Genomic DNA, 15,703 nt, shown 5'->3' with positions numbered 1-15,703 from the left:
TTGTGGGACGGCTTCCTGGGCAGCTTCTCGGGCAAGCCCCCGATTCGCCCTATCGCCACGCAGCCATATCCGCTACCTTACCGACCGTCCAGACGGTTTTTAGCGAGTTGGGGTATGGCGAAGGCGCGCAGCCGACGGGAGAACCGTCCCGAGATCATCCTCGACGCCGCCGAGGCGCTGCTGCGCCGCTCCGGCAGCCGCACGCTCACGATCGACGCGGTGGCGGCGGAGGCGGAGCTGAGCAAGGGCGGGGTGCTGCATCATTACGCCTCGAAGGACGCGCTGATCACCGCGCTCGCCGCCCGCAAGGTGGAGCGCCTGCGGGCGGGCATCGGCCAGCACGCCGCGGCGCTCGCGGAGACGCGGGCGCGGATGCCGCTTGCGATGATCGGGCATGCCCGCGAGGTCTATGCCGAGGAGTCCGGCTTTCCCGACTCGCTCCTCATCGCGAGCGCCGAGAACGCGGACGCAGCCGCCGGCTTCCGGGCCTTCCTCGCCGAGCGCCTGCGGGACCTAGCCGAGATCGAGGCGCGGCCGGGGGCCGGCGCCGCCTTCCTGTTCGCGATCCTGGGGCTGATGATGAGCCGCTCGCTCGGCTTCCACGAACTCGACGGAGCGGAGCTCGACCGGCTGTTCGGCGCGCTGGAGGCGCAGGCGCGGGCCTTGCCGGAGGGATGATCCGGCCCTTGCTCCCGCACCGGCCCGGGCCGATGCGGGATCGCGTCGGGGACGCGCAGCCCGGCCCGCCCGGCACGCGGGCGCCTGCCCGGCGAGGCGGCCGGACCGCGCGTCGCGATCCGGCGGGGTGATCGGAGCGCGTCAGATCCCGTCCGACCCGCCCGCGAAGATCTTCTCGCTGAGCTTCCGGTCGACGACCTGGACCGTGCGGTCGATCTCGGCGTTGGGCATGTCGAGCTGGTGCGCGATCAGCTTCACCAGCAGGTCGACCCGCTCGATGAAGGGCGCCCCGCTCGCCACCGCCCGCGCCGCCGAGGACGGCTTGAGCAGGCTCTCCGCCGCCTTGGCGTATTTCCCGAAGGGCACCTGATCCTCCGGATCGGCGCCGAGGCGCCGGGCGAGGGCGTCGACGTGCTCGTAGATCGACTGAGACAGGTTCAGGTCGCCGTGCACGGCCTCGCGGATCGACTGGGGCTCGTTCGGCGTGATGCAGCGGTAATTGCCCGTCAGCAGCATCGACCACTTGGCCAGGGGCACGAACAGCGAGTCGAACACCTTGAGCTTCACCGGTACGTCCTGGCCGTCGAGCCTGACCGCGTCGATGTCGGCCTCCAGCTCCCGGAGCAGGCGGTTGTGCGCCTCGTCCGCGAAGGTCGCCGCCTTGAAGTTCGTCGGCAGGCCGACATGGAGCACGTTCGCCCCCTCCTCCGGCGGCCGGAAGGCCTGCGGATCGGGCGAGCAGAGCGTCATCAGACCCGGCTCGAACCGCTCCCAGACGCCGGGATTGGTGTAGGCCTCCTCGAGGTCCATCCCCGCCAGGTCCGGGATCCGCTTGAGATAGGGCAGCGGCGGCATGTTCATGATCGAGAGGCAGGGCAGCTTCGCCGCCGCGATCTTGATCATCAGCACGCGGATCGTGTGGTTGGTGTATTGCGGCTCCTGCATCGCGAGGCCGACGAGGTCGTAGCGGGACACGTCGACGTCCTCGGGCGGCGTCGCGTCGAGGGTGCCCGGCAGGTCGCGCGAGAAGATCGACCGGTGGGTCGCCTCGCCGCGCAGCTGGATGCGCACCTCGGTCCCCTCGCGATTGATGAGGTCGGCCGTCTTCTTCCGGCAGACCAGGGTCACGTTGTGACCGGCCATCAGCAGCTTCGTCGCGAGCAGGGAGCCGTAGGACGCTCCGAGGATCAAGATGTTGCGCGCCACGCTTTCTCTCCCTGTGTGTTCTGTCGGATTGTTCTCTATTGCCCCAATCCCTGCCTGCCGAGTGTCTTCGACAGGTATTCGCCCGGGCTGGGGAGCGACGTCGGCCGGGTCTTACACTGTGCTGTGACGACCCTGCTGGGTGAAGCCTGCCACCATCTACCGCCCGTCGACGGGACTTACAATCACAGAGTCCTTCTCACCTTCCATCTCCGCTCTGTGACAATTTATTTTTGGTCGAGCCACAAGTTCTTTTTGCCTTCGGGCCTCACGGCGCCGGGCCGCGCCCCTCCGCCCCCGCCATCGCCTCGAAGACGAGGGCGTGGCGGGCGGCGATCGCGTCGACGTCGGGGCCATAGCCGCCGCCGATCACCGCCGCGAGCGGGATGCCGCGTGCCCGCGCCGCCCCGACCACGAGGCGCTCGCGGGCCGCGAGCCCCGCATCCGTGAGGGCGAGGCGCCCGAGCCGGTCCTCCCGGTGCGGGTCGACGCCGGCATTGTAGAAGACGAGGTCGGGCTGCAGGGCGTCGAGGAGCGGCGGCAGGCGCGCGGCGAGCACCGCCAGATAGGCCGCGTCGTCCAGTCCGTCGGGAAGGCCGATGTCGAGGTCGCCCGGGATCTTGCGGGCGGGGTAGTTCTTCTCGGCGTGGAGCGAGAGGGTGAACAGGTCGGGGCAGGCATAGAGGCAGTCGGCGGTGCCGTCGCCCTGGTGGACGTCGCAATCGACGACGAGGGCCCGGCCGATCGCGCCCTCCCGCTGCAGGGCGCGGGCGGCCACCGCCACGTCGTTGAACACGCAGAAGCCCGCCCCCTGCTCCCGCCGCGCGTGGTGGCTGCCGCCCGCCGCGCTCCCCGCGAGGCCGTGGGCCAGGGCGAGCCGCGCCGCCGCCAGCGTGCCGCCGGCCGAGGCGCGGGCGCGGCGCGTCACGCCCGCATCGATCGGCAGGCCGATCGCCTTCTCGACCGCGCGGGGCACGGCGGAGGCGAGCACGGCCTCGACATAGGCTCGGTCGTGGACGAGGCAGAGGATCTCCTCCGGGGCGGGCTCCGGCACCACGAAGCCCGACGGCGCGAGGCCGCGAGCCGACAGGATCTCGGCGAGCCGTCCGTATTTGCCCATCGGGAAGCGGTGCCCCGCGGGCAGGCTCGCCTGATAGGCCGGGTGATAGACGATCGGCGTCACCCGACCCCTCCTCGTGGCGGCGCGCCCGCCGCGATCCTGCGCGTCCCGGCCTGTCATACGCCTGATACGGGGCGCCTGTTAGGGGCCCTGTCCGGGATGGGCCGGACCGGCCCGTCCGGGGAGCGGACATCCATGGACGGCGCCTTCGCGAGCGGCACCCTGATCGCCCTGGCGCTCTGCGCCCTCGTGACCCTCGCCAACCTCGCGAGCCTGACGCTCGCCGGGCGCCGCATCGGCGCGGCCCGGCCGGGCTCCGCCTTCCCGGCCGGCGCCCCCGTCTCCCTGGTGCGGCCGGTCTGCGGGCTCGAGGCCTTCAGCGAGGAGATGCTCGCCCGCGGCTTCCGCCTCGACTACCCGGCCTACGAACTGATCTTCTGCGTGGCGGATGCGGGCGATCCCATCCTGCCGCTCCTCCACGGGCTCATCGCGGCCCATCCCGGCGTGCCGGCCCGCCTCATCGTCGGCGACGAGCGCGTGAGCGACAACCCGAAGCTGAACAAGTGCGTGCGCGGCTGGGAGGCGGCCCGGCACGACTGGGTCGTGCTCGCCGATTCGAACGTCCTGATGCCGGGCGACTACCTGCAGCGGCTCCAGGCGGGCTGGCGGGCGGAGACGGGGCTCGTCTGCTCCACCCCGATCGGCGCGCGTCCGTGGGGCTTCCCTGCCGAGATCGAGTGCGCCTTCCTCAACACCCTGCAGGCGCGCTGGCAATATGCCGGCGAGGCCCTGGGGCTCGGCTTCGCGCAGGGCAAGAGCATGCTCTGGCACAGGCCCTTCCTGGAGGCCCGCGGCGGCATCCGCGCGCTCGCCGCCGAGATCGCGGAGGATGCCGCCGCCACGAAGCTCGTGCGGGCGGCCGGCCGGCGCGTCCATCTCGTCGCCGCGCCCTTCGAGCAGCCTCTGGGGCGGCGGACGCTCACGGAGGTCTGGTCGCGCCAGCTCCGCTGGGCGCGGCTGCGGCGGGTGACCTTCCCGCTCTTCTTCGCTCCCGAGATCGGCACCGGCGCCCTCCTTCCCCTCGGCCTCGGCGCCGCCGTCGTCGAGGGCGCGCCCGCCCTTCTGGCACTCGCCGCCATGGCCGCGCTCTGGTATGGCGCCGAATACCGGCTCGCCGTCCGCGCCGGCTGGCACCGCTCGCCGCGCCTCGCCCTCGCCTTCCTGGCGCGGGACGCGATGCTGCCGGCGCTCTGGGCCGGCGCCTGGATGCAGAGCGCCATCGTCTGGCGCGGCAACGCCATGGACATCCGCCCGAAGGAGGCGGGGCCCCTGCGCCCGCGGGTCAGGGCCGCGTGAGGCCGGCTTCCCCGGCCAGGGGCGCCTGATCTACATCTCGGGTCGAGCGCCACGCCCCTCTCTCGACGCGCGAGGATCCGCCCTCCCCCATGAAGATCGCCGTCCTCGAGACCGGCCGGCCGCCGGCCCGCCTCGGCGGGCGCTATCCCGGCTACGGCGAGATGGTCCGCAGCCTCGTCGGGCCGGGCCACGCCTACGAGACGTTCCTCGCCGATTCCGGGGTTCTCCCCGTTCCGAACGCGCATGAGGGCTATCTCATCACCGGCTCGCCCGCCGGAATCTACGACCCCGATCCCTGGATCGCGGCGCTGATCGCCTTCCTGCGCGCGCTGGCGCCGGAGCGGAGGGTGGTCGGGATCTGCTTCGGCCATCAGGTGATGGCCCAGGCCTGGGGCGGACGGGTCGTGAAGTCCGAGAAGGGCTGGGGCCTCGGCCTGCACCGCTACGAGGTCGTCGAGCCCGCGCCCTTCATGGATGGGGGCGACGCGATCCGCGTGCCCGCAAGCCATCAGGACCAGGTCGTGGCCCTGCCGCCCGGCGCGCGGGTGCTGGCGGCCAGCGCCTTCACCCCGTACGCCGTCCTCGGCTACCGGGACCGGGCCGCCCTCTCCTTCCAGTGCCACCCGGAATTCGAGCCCGCCTTCGCCCGCGCCCTCACCGAGGGGCACCGCGCGGCGGAGTCCGATCCGGCGCGCGCCGCGGCGGCGCTCGCCTCCCTCGACGGGCCGCACGATTCCGACCGGGTGGGCGGCTGGATCCGGCGCTTTCTCGATGATGTGTGAGGCTGCTTGGTGCGGGTAGAGGGAATCGAACCCCCACGCCTTGCGGCTGGCGATTTTGAGTCGCCCGCGTCTACCAATTCCGCCATACCCGCGTCCCGCGCCTCATCGCACAGGTTCGCCCCGGCGGCCAAGGACTTTTGCGGGGCGGCTGCGGCCCGCCTTCACTGGCCAGGGGCGCCCGCCTGTGCTCAAAGGTCGGCGCCTCTCCCCGACCGGACAAGGACCCGATGATCCGCGGCCTCTACGAGTGGATACTCGCGCTCGCCGGCAAGCCCTCGGCGCCCTGGGCGCTCGGCGCCGTGGCTTTCGCGGAGAGCTCGTTCTTCCCCGTCCCGCCCGATGCCATGATGGTGCCGATGGCGGTGAGCCGGCCCGACCGGGTCTGGTTCTACGCCCTCGTGGCGACGGTGGCCTCGGTGGCGGGCGGCCTCGTCGGCTACGCGATCGGGGCTCTGCTGTTCGAGTCCCTCGGCCAGTGGCTGATCCGGCTCTACGGGCTGGAGAACTCGGCCCACACTTTCCAAGAATCCTACGCGCAGTACGGCCACTGGGTGATCCTGCTCAAAGGTCTAACGCCGATCCCCTACAAGCTCGTCACCATCACCTCGGGCTTCGCCCATTACAGCCTGTTCTGGTTCACGGTGCTGTCGATCGTCACCCGCGGCGCGCGCTTCTTCCTCCTGGCGGGGCTCCTCGGCCGCTACGGCGTGCAGATCCGCGGCGTGCTCGACCGGCACCTGAACGCCGTCGCTGCGATCTCCGTCGCGGTGATCGTGCTCGGCTTCGTGCTGTTCAAGCTGGTGCTGTGATGCGCGCGGCCGACCTGCTGAGCCTGCGCGGAGCCGCCCTGCTCGTGGCGCTCGGCGCAACGCTGACCGTCGGAGGCGCCCTCGTGTTCGAGCACGGGCTCGGCTACGTGCCCTGCAAGCTCTGCCTGACCGAGCGCATCCCCTACTACGCGGCTGTGCCCCTCGCGCTCCTCTCCCTCGTCCTGCCCCGGCGCCTCGCCCGCCTCGCCCTCGGGCTCGCGGCGGCGGGCCTTCTCTACGGCGCCGGTCTCGGAATCTACCACGCGGGCGCCGAATGGGGCTTCTGGCCCGGCCCGACCGATTGCGGCGGGGGCGCGGGCGCGAACCCCGAGGCGATGAGCGACTTCCTCGACCGGCTCAAGACGACGCGGGTGGTCGATTGCTCGACCGCCGCCTGGCGCTTCTTCGGGGTCTCGCTCGCGGGCTGGAACGCGCTCATCGCGGCCGCCCTCGCCGCGCTCGCGGGCAGCACGGCGATCCGGCGCGACGCGCCCGCTCTCCCGTTCGGGAGAGGGTTGGGGTGAGGGAGACCGGCCCTTCCCGTGAGGGCGCCCCCTCACCCTCACTCTCTCGGAGCGAGCGGGAACCCGCGCCTCATCGGGGACCCGGCCCGAACCTGCCCTAATTCCGGTCGTCCGGCATCGGCGGCAGGGGCGCCACGTCGATGCCCTCCTCGATGAGGGCGCGCGCCTCCTCGGGGCTCGCCTCGCCGTAGATCGGCCGCTCCTCGACCTCGCCGTAATGGATCTTGCGGGCCTCCTCCGGAAAGCGGGGGCCGACATGCTCGGCCGTCTGCGTCACGTGCTCGCGCACGGCGCGCAGCAAGGCCCGGAGCTTACGCTCGGGTTCGGCGATCATCGGCAGGGGAACGGGCGCGGGTGCCTCGGCGACCGTTGCCGGCGCCGGCGCCCTCTCCCCGCGGTCCGTGCGGGCGACGCTGGGCGCCATCAGGCCCTTGCCGATCTTCGCCGAGCCGCAGAGCGGGCAGCTGACGAGGCCGCGCGCGCTCTGGTCGTCGAAGGAATCGCTTGAGGGAAACCAGCTCTCGAACGTGTGGCCGGCCTCGCAGACGAGGGCGTAGCGGATCATGATGCCAGAGTAACGCGCGACTTATGAAGAACGTCCAACCCGCTCGACCGTGAAGGGCCTCGCGTGCTGGAGGGCCGGGATGCGGCCCCGCGCCTCGGCGACGCGCTCGAGGTCGATCTCGGCCAGGATCACGCCGGGCTCGGCTCCGTCGGCCTCCGCGATCACCCGGCCCCAGGGGTCGACGATGATCGAGTGGCCGTAGGTGTCGCGACCGTCCTCGTGGCGGCCGCCCTGCGCGGCCGAGATCATGAACGAGCCGGTCTCGATGGCGCGGGCCCGGTGCAGCACGTGCCAATGGGCCTCGCCCGTCTGCTGCGTGAAGCAGGCGGGCGCCGTCAGGATGCTGGCCCCCGCCTCGGCGAGCGCCCGGAACAGGGCCGGAAAGCGGATGTCGTAGCAGATGCCGAGGCCGATTCCCGCCAGCGCCGTCTCGGCGACGACCGCGCAGGCGCCGCCCGTGTAGGTGGCCGATTCCCGCCAGCGCTCGCCGTTCGGCAGATCGACATCGTAGAGGTGGAGCTTGTCGTAGGCCGCGACGATCTCGCCCTGCCCGTCGATCAGGAAGGCGCGGTTGGCGATCTTCTCGCCGTTGCGGATCGGCAGCGAGCCGATCTGCACCACCGCTCCCGTCTCGCGCGCGACAGCGCGGAGCGCGGCGAGCGTCGGGTCGTCGTCCTGCGTGCTCACCTTCTCGAACATCGCGGTGCGGCTGCGCTCGACCAGCGAGGTCATCTCCGGCGTCTGCACGTAGTGCGCGCCGGCCGCGACCGCCTCGCGCACGCCCGCCACCGCCGCGTCGCGGTTCGCCAGCGGCTCGCGGCCCGAGCGCATCTGCACGCAGGCGGCGACGAAGCGGTCCTCAGGCATCGGCGACGCCCACCGCGGCGCTGCCGGCCCCGTTCAGCAGCGGATCGAGCTTGCCGGCGCGGTCGAGGGCGTAGAGGTCGTCGCAGCCGCCCACATGCCGCTCGCCGACGAAGATCTGCGGCACGCTCGTGCGCCCGCCAGCCCGCTGCACCATCGCGGCGCGGCCCCCTTGCGTCTTCTCGACGTCGATCTCCTGGAAGGTGACGCCCTTCTCCTTCAGCAGGCTCTTCGCCGCCGAGCAGTAGGGACACCAGGCAGTCGTGTAGATCGTGACCGGTTGCATGCGCGTCGACGAGCCCCGTGGGTGACGGCCTGCATATAGGCAAACGGCACGCCGCTTCCTATTGCCGGGCCGCCACGGGTCTCGGACGGATTGCTGACGGGGGCGCCGCTCAGGCGGCGAGAAGCTTCTCGACCTCGTTGACGAGGTCGCGCAGGTGGAAGGGCTTCGACAGGACCTTGGCGTCCTTGGGGGCCTTGGAATCGGGGTTCAGGGCCACGGCGGCGAAACCCGTGATGAACATCACCTTGATATCGGGGTCGAGCTCGGTGGCGCGGCGCGCCAGCTCGATGCCGTCCATCTCGGGCATCACGATGTCGGTCAGCAGGAGCTCGAAGGGCTCCTCGCGCAGGCGGTTGTAGGCGGAGAGGCCGTTGTCGAAGGAGAGGACGTCGTAGCCGGCGTTCTGCAGCGCCTTCGCGAGGAAGCGGCGCATGTCGTTGTCGTCTTCCGCCAGGAGGATCTTCATCGGACGGTTCCGAGCCCTTGAGTCGCTGTGTTCATTCCATAAAGGGACAGGTTGGTAAACAGAGTGTTAGGGATCGGGTCCGGGGCGGGGTGCCGCCGCGCACCGATGCGGCCGTGCCACCGCCCTTGGCGGAGTGGACAGGCGGGGCCGGGCGCCCCAATGTGGAGGCCGATCCTCCGCCATCGACACAGGGCGCCCTCGCCGCGATGACAGTGCCCCAGCCGGACCAGACCGACGCTTTCGGCTTCGCGCCGGCCTTCGCCGTGGACGAGCCCGAGGCGCACCGGATCCCGTTCGTGTTCAACACGGGCCATTCCGGCTCGGTCTATCCGGCGAGCTTCCTCGCGTCCTCCCGCCTCGACGCGCTGGCACTCCGCCGCTCCGAGGATGCTCATGTGGAGCGCCTGTTCGCCTCGGTGGTCGGGCTCGGCGCGCCCCTGATGCGGGCGAACTTCCCCCGCGCCTATCTCGACGTGAACCGCGAGCCCTACGAGCTCGACCCGCGCATGTTCGAGGGCCGCCTGCCGCCCTTTGCCAACACGCGCTCGATGCGCGTCGCGGGCGGACTCGGCACGGTGCCGCGGGTGGTGGCCGACGGGCAGGAAATCTACGGCGGCCGCCTGCCCGTCGACGAGGCGGTGGCGCGGATCGAGGGGCTCTACAAGCCCTATCACCGGACCCTGCGTGGCCTGATCCAGCGGACCGCCCGCCAGTTCGGCTGCGCGATCCTGGTCGATTGCCACTCGATGCCCTCCTCCAGCCTCGGCCGCGAGCCCGAGGGCAAGGCCGACATCGTGCTGGGCGACCGGTTCGGAACGGCCTGCGCGCCCTTCCTTGTCGATCTGTTCGAGAGCGAGTTGCGCGGGCGCGGCCTGCGCGTCATCCGCAACAAGCCCTACGCGGGCGGCTTCATCACCGAGCATTACGGGGAGCCGAATGTCGGCCGCCACGCCCTGCAGGTCGAGATCAACCGCGCCCTCTACATGAACGAGGCGACGCTTGCCGTCACGCCGGGTTTCGGCACCCTGCTCACGGGCCTGCGGGAGGTGATCGTCGCGGTCGCCGGGCAGATGGCGGATCTGGAGCCCCGGCGCATCGCGGCGGAATAGGGATCCGCGCCCTCTTGCCGGGCGGGAGAGGGCTGGATCGCGAGCGGCGCCGTCTGCGCGAACCTGAAGCGCCCGCTTGATCCGCCCCCGCGAGCCGCTTCGGGCGCGAGGTGTTCAGCCCAAGAAAATAGGCCACTCCCGAAGGAGCGGCCCGAAGTCTAGGGAGGAAACGCCCAAGAAGGGCTGCGGGACCGCGACGCCATCGCGATCTCGCAATGCACAAAGTAAAGTGCGCCGCACAAAACGCAAGGCCGAAATGGCCCCGATCCGTGCTCCCGGCGCATGGCACAAGCGCGTCGGGCGCAATCAAGTTGGGGACGTCGGGATCAGCCCTCGAGCAGGCGCGCGATCTCGGCCCTGAGGGGGCCCGCCAGATCCTCGCGCTCCAGCGCGTAGGCAAGGTTGGCGGTGAGGAAGCCGAGCTTCGAGCCTGTGTCGTAGGTGCGGCCTTCGTAGCGCAGCCCGAAGAACTTCTGGCTCTCGGCGAGCTTGATCATCGCGTCCGTGAGCTGGATCTCGCCGCCCGCGCCCGTCTCGCCCTTCTCCAGGATCTCGAAGACCTCCGGCTGCAGGATGTAGCGACCCGAGATGATGAAGTTCGAGGGCGCGGTGCCCTGCTTCGGCTTCTCGACCATGCCGGTGATCTCGAAGGTCTGGCCGAAGGTCTCGCCGACGCTGACGATGCCGTACTGGTGCGTCTCCTCCGGCTTCACCTCCTCGACGGCGATCACGTTGCCGCCGTGCCGCTCGTAGGCGGCGAGCATCTGGCCCATGCAGCCGCGGCTCAGCATGTCGGGCAGCAGCACCGCGAAGGGCTCGTCGCCGACGATCTCGCGGGCGCACCAGACCGCGTGGCCGAGGCCGAGCGGCGCCTGCTGGCGGGTGAAGCTCGTCTGGCCCGCCTTCGGCAAATCCTTCTTCAATTCCTCGTAGGCCGCCTGCTTGCCGCGCTCCTGCAGGGTTCGGTCGAGCTCGTAGGCGATGTCGAAATGGTCCTCGATCACGGCCTTGCCCCGGCCGGTGACGAAGATGAAATGCTCGATGCCCGCCTCCCGAGCCTCGTCGACCACGTGCTGCACCACCGGGCGGTCCACCACGGTCAGCATCTCCTTCGGGACCGCCTTGGTGGCGGGCAGGAAGCGCGTGCCGAGGCCGGCGACGGGGAGGACAGCCTTGCGAATGCGTTTCATCGAGCGGAACCTGGCAGTTTGAGGCGGCGGACGGGTGTCGATGCCTCAGATAGTAAGCAGGGAGAAGCTGCAAGCCTCCTGAACGGCCGACAAGCCCATTGTTCCGTCAACAGGGCCCGGCCTTTGCGTTAGGATGCGCACCCAGTCGCGGTATCGAAGGAGTTCCAATGGCGGTTCTGGTCACGGGCGGCGCCGGCTACATCGGCAGCCACATGGTGCTCGCGCTGCTCGACGCGGGACACGAGGAGATCGTCGTCCTCGACGACCTCTCCACCGGCTTCGACTGGGCCCTCCCGCCGGAGGTCAAGCTCGTCGTCGGCGACATCGCCGACCAGGCGCTCGTCACCGAGACGATCCTGCAGCACCGCATCGACGCCCTCGCCCATTTCGCGGCCAAGATCGTGGTCCCGGATTCGGTGGCCGACCCCCTCGGCTACTACCTCTCGAACACGGTCAAGACCCGCGCCCTGATCGAGACCGCCGTGCGCACGGGCGTCAAGCACGTCATCTTCTCCTCGACGGCGGCCGTGTATGGCGAGCCCGAGACCGTGCCGGTGCCCGAGGACCTGACCACGGCCCCGATCAACCCCTACGGCCGCTCGAAGCTGATGAGCGAGTGGATGATCCAGGACGCGGCTCAGGCCCACGGCTTCAGCTACGTCATCCTGCGCTACTTCAATGTGGCGGGCGCCGACCCGCGCGGGCGCACCGGCCAGTCGACCCCGAACGCGACGCATCTCATCAAGGTGGCGACCCAGGCCGCGCTCGGCCAGCGCACCCATCTCGACGTCTACGGCACCGACTACCCGACCCGGGACGGCTCCTGCCTGCGCGACTACATCCAGGTCTCGGACCTCGCCGAGGCTCACCGCGTGGCGCTGACCCATCTGCGCTCCGGCGGCGAGAGCCTGACCCTGAATTGCGGCTACGGGCGCGGCTACTCGGTCCTGGAGGTGATCGACGTGGTCAAGCGCGTCTCCGGCCGCGATTTCGAGGTGCGGCTCTGCCCGCGCCGGGCGGGCGACCCGGCCCAGATCATCGCGGGCGCGGACCGCATCCGCGAGCGCCTCGGCTGGGTGCCGAAGCACGACGATCTCGAAGGCATCGTCGGGCAGGCGCTCGCCTGGGAGGATTCCCTCGCCAAGCGCAACCGGGTCTGAGCCCGGTGCGCGCCCTCGCTCGGGGGCTCGCCGCGGCACTGTCGGCGGGCCTGTCCGTACCGGTCGCGGCGGCGCCCGTCCCGGACACGAACCCGCCCGCCGCCCGCCCCGCCGCCTTCGCCGCCTTCATCGCGGCCCTGAAGCCGGACGCCCTGTCCCGCGGCGTCTCGGAGGCGACCTTCGCGGCCGCCTTCCGCGGCGTGGCGCAGCCCGACCCCGACATCCTGGCGCGCACCCGCCGCCAGGGCGAGTTCGCCCGGCCCGTCTGGGACTACCTCGTCGGTGCCGTCTCCACGGGCCGGATCACGCGCGGGCGTGCCCGGGCGGCGGCCCTGTCCGGGACGCTCGACCGGATCGAGGCGCGCTACGGGGTGCCGCGGGGCGTGCTCCTCGCCTTCTGGGGCGTCGAGTCGGATTTCGGGTCGAGCGGCGGCTCGGTGCCGACGATCCGGGCGCTGGCGACGCTCGCCGAGGCGCGCCACCGCGGCACCCTGTTCCGGGACGAGTTGCTGGCGGCCCTGACGATCCTGGAGCGCGGGGACATCGCCCCCGAGCGCATGAAGGGCTCCTGGGCCGGAGCGATGGGGCAGGTCCAGTTCCTGCCCTCGACGTTCCTGGCGCACGCGGTCGATTTCGACGGCGACGGACACCGGGACATCTGGGCCTCCGAGGCCGACAGCCTCGCCTCGATCGCGGCCTACCTGAAGGCGCTCGGCTGGAACCCGGCCCTCTCCTGGGGCTACGAGGTCACCCTGCCGGCCGGCTTCGACCTCACGGCCTACACGGCCGAACTCGGCGAGTTCAGCCGCCGCGGCGTGCGCCGCACCGATGGCGGAAGGCTCCCGCAGGCGGGCCGGGCCAGCCTGTTCCTGCCCGGTGGGCTCGGCGGGCCGGCCTTCCTCATCACCGACAATTTCGAGGCGATCCGCGGCTACAACACGTCCGATGCCTACGCGCTCGCCGTCGGCCACCTCGCCGACCGCCTGATGGGCGGCCCCGCGCTCTCCGCCCCGTGGCCCAGCGATGCGAGCCGCCTCGACAAGGCCGGCCTGCAGGCCCTGCAACGGGGGCTCGCCACCCGCGGGCTCTATGCGGGCGAGGCGGACGGGCGTGCCGGCCCGAAGCTGCGCGAGGCCGTCCGCCGCTATCAGATCGCCGAGGGGCTCCCGGCCGACGGCTACGCGACGCCCGCCCTCCTCGCGCGGATCGACGGGCGCTGAGCCTCATCCCGGTCGGGCCGGATCGCCCGCCCGGGCCGCGGGGCCCGGGGAGCAGACGCGTGCCGCGTCCTCCTGTATGGTCCGGGCCGGCGTAGCGGGTCGGAGGTGCTGCATGGCGACGGCGGAACGGGCGCGGCACCCCATGCGGCTTCTCGTGCAACTCGGCTGCGCCGCGCTCGTCGCGGTTCTCGCACTGTTCGAGGCGCCGCCCGCCCGGGCGCAATGGGGCGACACCTACGAACAGCCCAACGACTACGCCGTGCCGCGGCGCCGCTACCGCGACAGCTACTACCGGGACGACGGGGCCTATGCCCGCCCGAACCGGCGCTACCAGCCCCAGACGCAGGAAGCGCCGCGCCAGTTCTACTGGCCCTGGGAGGACCGGCCGCAACAGGCCCAGCCGCAGCCGCAGCAGGGATACCGCCCCTCGCGCCCCCGGCCGCCCGCGGTCGCCGACGCCCCGCGCGCGCAGAAGCGCCGCGCCGCCCGGCCCGCCCCGGCCGCTGCACCCCCAAAGCCGGCCCTGGCCAAGACCGAGCCCTCGACGCAGATCGCCGTCTTCGGCGACTCGCTGGCGGACCACCTGAGCAAGGGCCTCGACGACGTCTTCGAGGACAATGCCGACGTCGCCGTCATCGACCGTGCCAAGGGCGACAGTGGCCTCGTGCGCCGGGACGTCGTCGACTGGCCGAAGGCCGCCGAGGAGTATCTCGCCGCGAACCCGAAGGTCTCCTACGCCCTGGTGATGGTCGGCGCCAACGACCGGCAGCCGATCCGCGAGGGCGATCAGAGCTTCGATCCGCTCACCGACCGCTGGCGCGAGATCTACCGCGACCGCGTCGACGCCCTCGTGAAGGTCTTCACCGACCGCAAGCTGCCGCTGATCTGGGTCGGTGCGCCGCCGATGCGCAGCGAGGCCCTGACGACGGACCTTGCCGCGATCAACGACATCGTGCGCGAGCGCGTCACCCGCGCGGGCGGGACCTATGTCGACATCTGGCCGGGCTTCGTTGACGAGCGCAACCGCTACACCGCCGCCGGCCCCGACCTCGAGGGGCAGAACGCGAAGCTGCGGACCTCGGATGGCGTGCACTTCACCCATGCCGGCGCGCGCAAGCTCGCCCACTTCGCCGACGTCGAGTTGAAGCGGATGATGGGCACCGCCGGCCCGGCGACCCCGGACCAGCCGGTGGCGACCCAGGCACCGACCCCCGGCCCCGGCCTCGACGGGACCGTGCCCCGGCTCGACGAGACCGCGGCGATCGATCGCCAGATCACCGCGATGCTGCCGAGCCTGCCTGAGCCGCCCGGCATCCCGGCCCTGCCCGTCAAGCCGCTCGCGGGCCCGGTCGTGCCGCTCGGACGTCCGGAGACCTCGCCCGGCGGCAGCCTCCTGACAGGCCGCCCCCGCGACGGCGACACCTCCGGCACCGTCGAGCGCGTTCTCCAGCGCGGCGCACCCGCGACGCCGCAGCCGGGCCGGGCCGACGATTTCCGCTGGCCGCCGGGCTAGGCCGTCGCTTTCGAGAGGAAGGCTGCTCCCGCGTCCTGTGCGCGTCGGAGCCTCGGCGCGGCCGATCTCCACCTCGGACGGGCCGGACCCTCGCCCGTGCGGCGAGCGATCTGAACTCCGTCCGGACCCGCACGAAACCTTTCGTTGCACTCTCGCGTAGAGGCTCCGTTCGGCGCGACCATGGTGCCGGACGCCGAACGACGGGGTGCATTGCAAGGGACTCCCCAGGTCTCGTCGTCTCCTCGGCGATCATCGTCAGACGTTTCAGGCAGCGTGCCCGCAGATGTTCGGGATGCTCCACGTTTTCACGCGCGCTCGTTCGGCATTCGCTGAAGGATTTTCGCCCAAAAAAATTATCGCCACGCTTCTTTTCGTGGATTGATGGCGCGCTATTGTTTGTTGCGCATAAAAAAATACGATCAGGAAAATCAACCTAATAAGAAGACGTCGAAGGACTGGCACTTCCCAGTGTGATCATCAAGTGTGACGGAGACAGTCAATGCCAGCGACGCCCGGTAACGATACGGAAGATTTCAACGTATCGACGGATCCCGCCATTAATACGGATTATGGAACAGGCGACGATCGGATCAACGTTTCGGCTGCTGCGGCAGGCCAGGTCCGGTTGACCTTCACCTCGGCCGAGGTCGGGAATAACAACCCGAACGATTCCGCACCGTCGCCAACCAGGATGGCGGCCTCGCCGTGCGCCTCCAGGCGGAGGAGGCATCCGGCGCGCTGGTCGGCCCGGTCAGCCGGTTTGATGACGAGGGCATCAGCTTCGTCTCGGCCACGCCCGGCCTGACCTTCGACGTGCGGGATCTGGTCTCGGGCGTGCAGCGGGGCGACCGCTTCGAG

General features: G+C 71.1%; 16 protein-coding genes and 1 tRNA gene. 9 read left to right on the top strand and 8 right to left on the bottom strand.

From position 1 onward, the window contains the following. The first annotated feature begins 114 nt into the window (after positions 1-114). A complete protein-coding gene (locus tag E1J50_RS18310; protein WP_132255271.1) occupies positions 115-678 on the top strand; it encodes a TetR/AcrR family transcriptional regulator in 564 nt (187 codons plus the stop codon). Positions 679-819: 141 nt separating this feature from the next. Here the strand turns inward: E1J50_RS18310 and E1J50_RS18305 are convergent, their stop codons facing one another. Together E1J50_RS18305 and E1J50_RS18300 are read right to left on the bottom strand one after the other, a co-directional pair. Continuing rightward, positions 820-1,884, bottom strand: coding sequence for a ketopantoate reductase family protein (locus E1J50_RS18305; protein WP_132255270.1), 1,065 nt, complete (start codon positions 1,882-1,884; stop codon positions 820-822). 265 nt (positions 1,885-2,149) lie between these two features. Further along, positions 2,150-3,064, bottom strand: a complete 915-nt coding sequence (locus E1J50_RS18300) for a histone deacetylase family protein (RefSeq protein ID WP_132255269.1) — start codon at positions 3,062-3,064, stop codon at positions 2,150-2,152. A gap of 132 nt (positions 3,065-3,196) precedes the next feature. Between E1J50_RS18300 and E1J50_RS18295 the strand changes: the two genes are divergently transcribed. Then, a complete protein-coding gene (locus E1J50_RS18295) occupies positions 3,197-4,357 on the top strand; it encodes a ceramide glucosyltransferase (protein ID WP_132255268.1) in 1,161 nt (386 codons plus the stop codon). A gap of 89 nt (positions 4,358-4,446) precedes the next feature. Next, positions 4,447-5,139, top strand: coding sequence for a type 1 glutamine amidotransferase (locus tag E1J50_RS18290; RefSeq protein ID WP_132255267.1), 693 nt, complete (start codon positions 4,447-4,449; stop codon positions 5,137-5,139). 7 nt (positions 5,140-5,146) lie between these two features. Here the strand turns inward: E1J50_RS18290 and E1J50_RS18285 are convergent. Continuing rightward, positions 5,147-5,231 (bottom strand) — tRNA-Leu (locus E1J50_RS18285). Between the two features lie 135 nt (positions 5,232-5,366). On the opposite strand from E1J50_RS18285, the gene E1J50_RS18280 reads away from it, so the two are divergent. Further along, positions 5,367-5,948: a YqaA family protein gene (locus E1J50_RS18280; RefSeq protein WP_132255266.1), complete on the top strand. Its 582-nt coding sequence runs from the start codon at positions 5,367-5,369 to the stop codon at positions 5,946-5,948. After that, the gene (locus tag E1J50_RS18275; protein WP_132255265.1) at positions 5,948-6,472 is read left to right on the top strand and encodes a disulfide bond formation protein B; all 525 of its coding nucleotides are present in this window, start codon (positions 5,948-5,950) and stop codon (positions 6,470-6,472) included. The genes E1J50_RS18280 and E1J50_RS18275 overlap by 1 nt, the downstream gene beginning before the upstream one ends. Before the next feature lie 97 nt (positions 6,473-6,569). Here the strand turns inward: E1J50_RS18275 and E1J50_RS18270 are convergent, their stop codons facing one another. From E1J50_RS18270 to cpdR, 4 genes are all read right to left on the bottom strand, one after another. Continuing rightward, positions 6,570-7,037 carry a DUF1178 family protein gene (locus E1J50_RS18270; RefSeq protein WP_132255264.1) on the bottom strand — a complete coding sequence of 156 codons (468 nt, stop codon included), beginning with the start codon at positions 7,035-7,037 and terminating at the stop codon, positions 6,570-6,572. Between the two features lie 21 nt (positions 7,038-7,058). Beyond that, entirely contained in the window at positions 7,059-7,904 is an 846-nt protein-coding gene (locus tag E1J50_RS18265) for a carbon-nitrogen hydrolase family protein (protein ID WP_132255263.1), read from the bottom strand. Beyond that, positions 7,897-8,187: a glutaredoxin 3 gene (gene grxC, locus E1J50_RS18260; RefSeq protein ID WP_132255262.1), complete on the bottom strand. Its 291-nt coding sequence runs from the start codon at positions 8,185-8,187 to the stop codon at positions 7,897-7,899. The genes E1J50_RS18265 and grxC overlap by 8 nt, the downstream gene beginning before the upstream one ends. A gap of 109 nt (positions 8,188-8,296) precedes the next feature. Next, entirely contained in the window at positions 8,297-8,653 is a 357-nt protein-coding gene (gene cpdR / locus E1J50_RS18255; RefSeq protein WP_003603128.1) for a cell cycle two-component system response regulator CpdR, read from the bottom strand. Positions 8,654-8,859: 206 nt separating this feature from the next. Here cpdR and E1J50_RS18250 point away from each other — a divergent pair, with 206 nt between their 5' ends. After that, the gene (locus E1J50_RS18250; protein WP_132255261.1) at positions 8,860-9,762 is read left to right on the top strand and encodes an N-formylglutamate amidohydrolase; all 903 of its coding nucleotides are present in this window, start codon (positions 8,860-8,862) and stop codon (positions 9,760-9,762) included. Positions 9,763-10,088: 326 nt separating this feature from the next. Here the strand turns inward: E1J50_RS18250 and galU are convergent, their stop codons facing one another. Then, complete coding sequence (gene galU, locus E1J50_RS18245) at positions 10,089-10,952, bottom strand: UTP--glucose-1-phosphate uridylyltransferase GalU (RefSeq protein ID WP_132255260.1); 864 nt, start codon at positions 10,950-10,952, stop codon at positions 10,089-10,091. A 167-nt stretch (positions 10,953-11,119) separates the two neighbouring features. Between galU and galE the strand changes: the two genes are divergently transcribed. From galE to E1J50_RS18230, 3 genes are all read left to right on the top strand, one after another. Continuing rightward, entirely contained in the window at positions 11,120-12,112 is a 993-nt protein-coding gene (gene galE / locus E1J50_RS18240) for a UDP-glucose 4-epimerase GalE (protein ID WP_132255259.1), read from the top strand. 5 nt (positions 12,113-12,117) lie between these two features. Beyond that, a complete protein-coding gene (locus E1J50_RS18235; RefSeq protein ID WP_245516633.1) occupies positions 12,118-13,332 on the top strand; it encodes a lytic murein transglycosylase in 1,215 nt (404 codons plus the stop codon). Between the two features lie 112 nt (positions 13,333-13,444). Beyond that, positions 13,445-14,845, top strand: coding sequence for an SGNH/GDSL hydrolase family protein (locus E1J50_RS18230; protein WP_132255258.1), 1,401 nt, complete (start codon positions 13,445-13,447; stop codon positions 14,843-14,845). Positions 14,846-15,703: the final 858 nt, after the last annotated feature.

The organism is Methylobacterium segetis (genome assembly GCF_004348265.1).
Taxonomy (GTDB): domain Bacteria; phylum Pseudomonadota; class Alphaproteobacteria; order Rhizobiales; family Beijerinckiaceae; genus Methylobacterium; species Methylobacterium segetis.
The sequence above is the reverse complement of the archived record's forward strand: the minus strand, read 5'-3'. Positions and strand labels throughout refer to the sequence as shown.

Excerpts from the sequence above, each read along its gene's own strand:
- E1J50_RS18310 (WP_132255271.1), top strand. The coding sequence starts at position 115 with ATGGCGAAGGCGCGCAGCCGACGGGAGAACCGTCCCGAGATCATCCTC.
- E1J50_RS18295 (WP_132255268.1), top strand. The coding sequence starts at position 3,197 with ATGGACGGCGCCTTCGCGAGCGGCACCCTGATCGCCCTGGCGCTCTGC.
- E1J50_RS18290 (WP_132255267.1), top strand. The coding sequence starts at position 4,447 with ATGAAGATCGCCGTCCTCGAGACCGGCCGGCCGCCGGCCCGCCTCGGC.
- E1J50_RS18280 (WP_132255266.1), top strand. The coding sequence starts at position 5,367 with ATGATCCGCGGCCTCTACGAGTGGATACTCGCGCTCGCCGGCAAGCCC.
- E1J50_RS18275 (WP_132255265.1), top strand. The coding sequence starts at position 5,948 with ATGCGCGCGGCCGACCTGCTGAGCCTGCGCGGAGCCGCCCTGCTCGTG.
- E1J50_RS18270 (WP_132255264.1), bottom strand. The coding sequence starts at position 7,037 with ATGATCCGCTACGCCCTCGTCTGCGAGGCCGGCCACACGTTCGAGAGC.
- E1J50_RS18265 (WP_132255263.1), bottom strand. The coding sequence starts at position 7,904 with ATGCCTGAGGACCGCTTCGTCGCCGCCTGCGTGCAGATGCGCTCGGGC.
- grxC (WP_132255262.1), bottom strand. The coding sequence starts at position 8,187 with ATGCAACCGGTCACGATCTACACGACTGCCTGGTGTCCCTACTGCTCG.
- cpdR (WP_003603128.1), bottom strand. The coding sequence starts at position 8,653 with ATGAAGATCCTCCTGGCGGAAGACGACAACGACATGCGCCGCTTCCTC.
- E1J50_RS18250 (WP_132255261.1), top strand. The coding sequence starts at position 8,860 with ATGACAGTGCCCCAGCCGGACCAGACCGACGCTTTCGGCTTCGCGCCG.
- galU (WP_132255260.1), bottom strand. The coding sequence starts at position 10,952 with ATGAAACGCATTCGCAAGGCTGTCCTCCCCGTCGCCGGCCTCGGCACG.
- galE (WP_132255259.1), top strand. The coding sequence starts at position 11,120 with ATGGCGGTTCTGGTCACGGGCGGCGCCGGCTACATCGGCAGCCACATG.
- E1J50_RS18230 (WP_132255258.1), top strand. The coding sequence starts at position 13,445 with ATGGCGACGGCGGAACGGGCGCGGCACCCCATGCGGCTTCTCGTGCAA.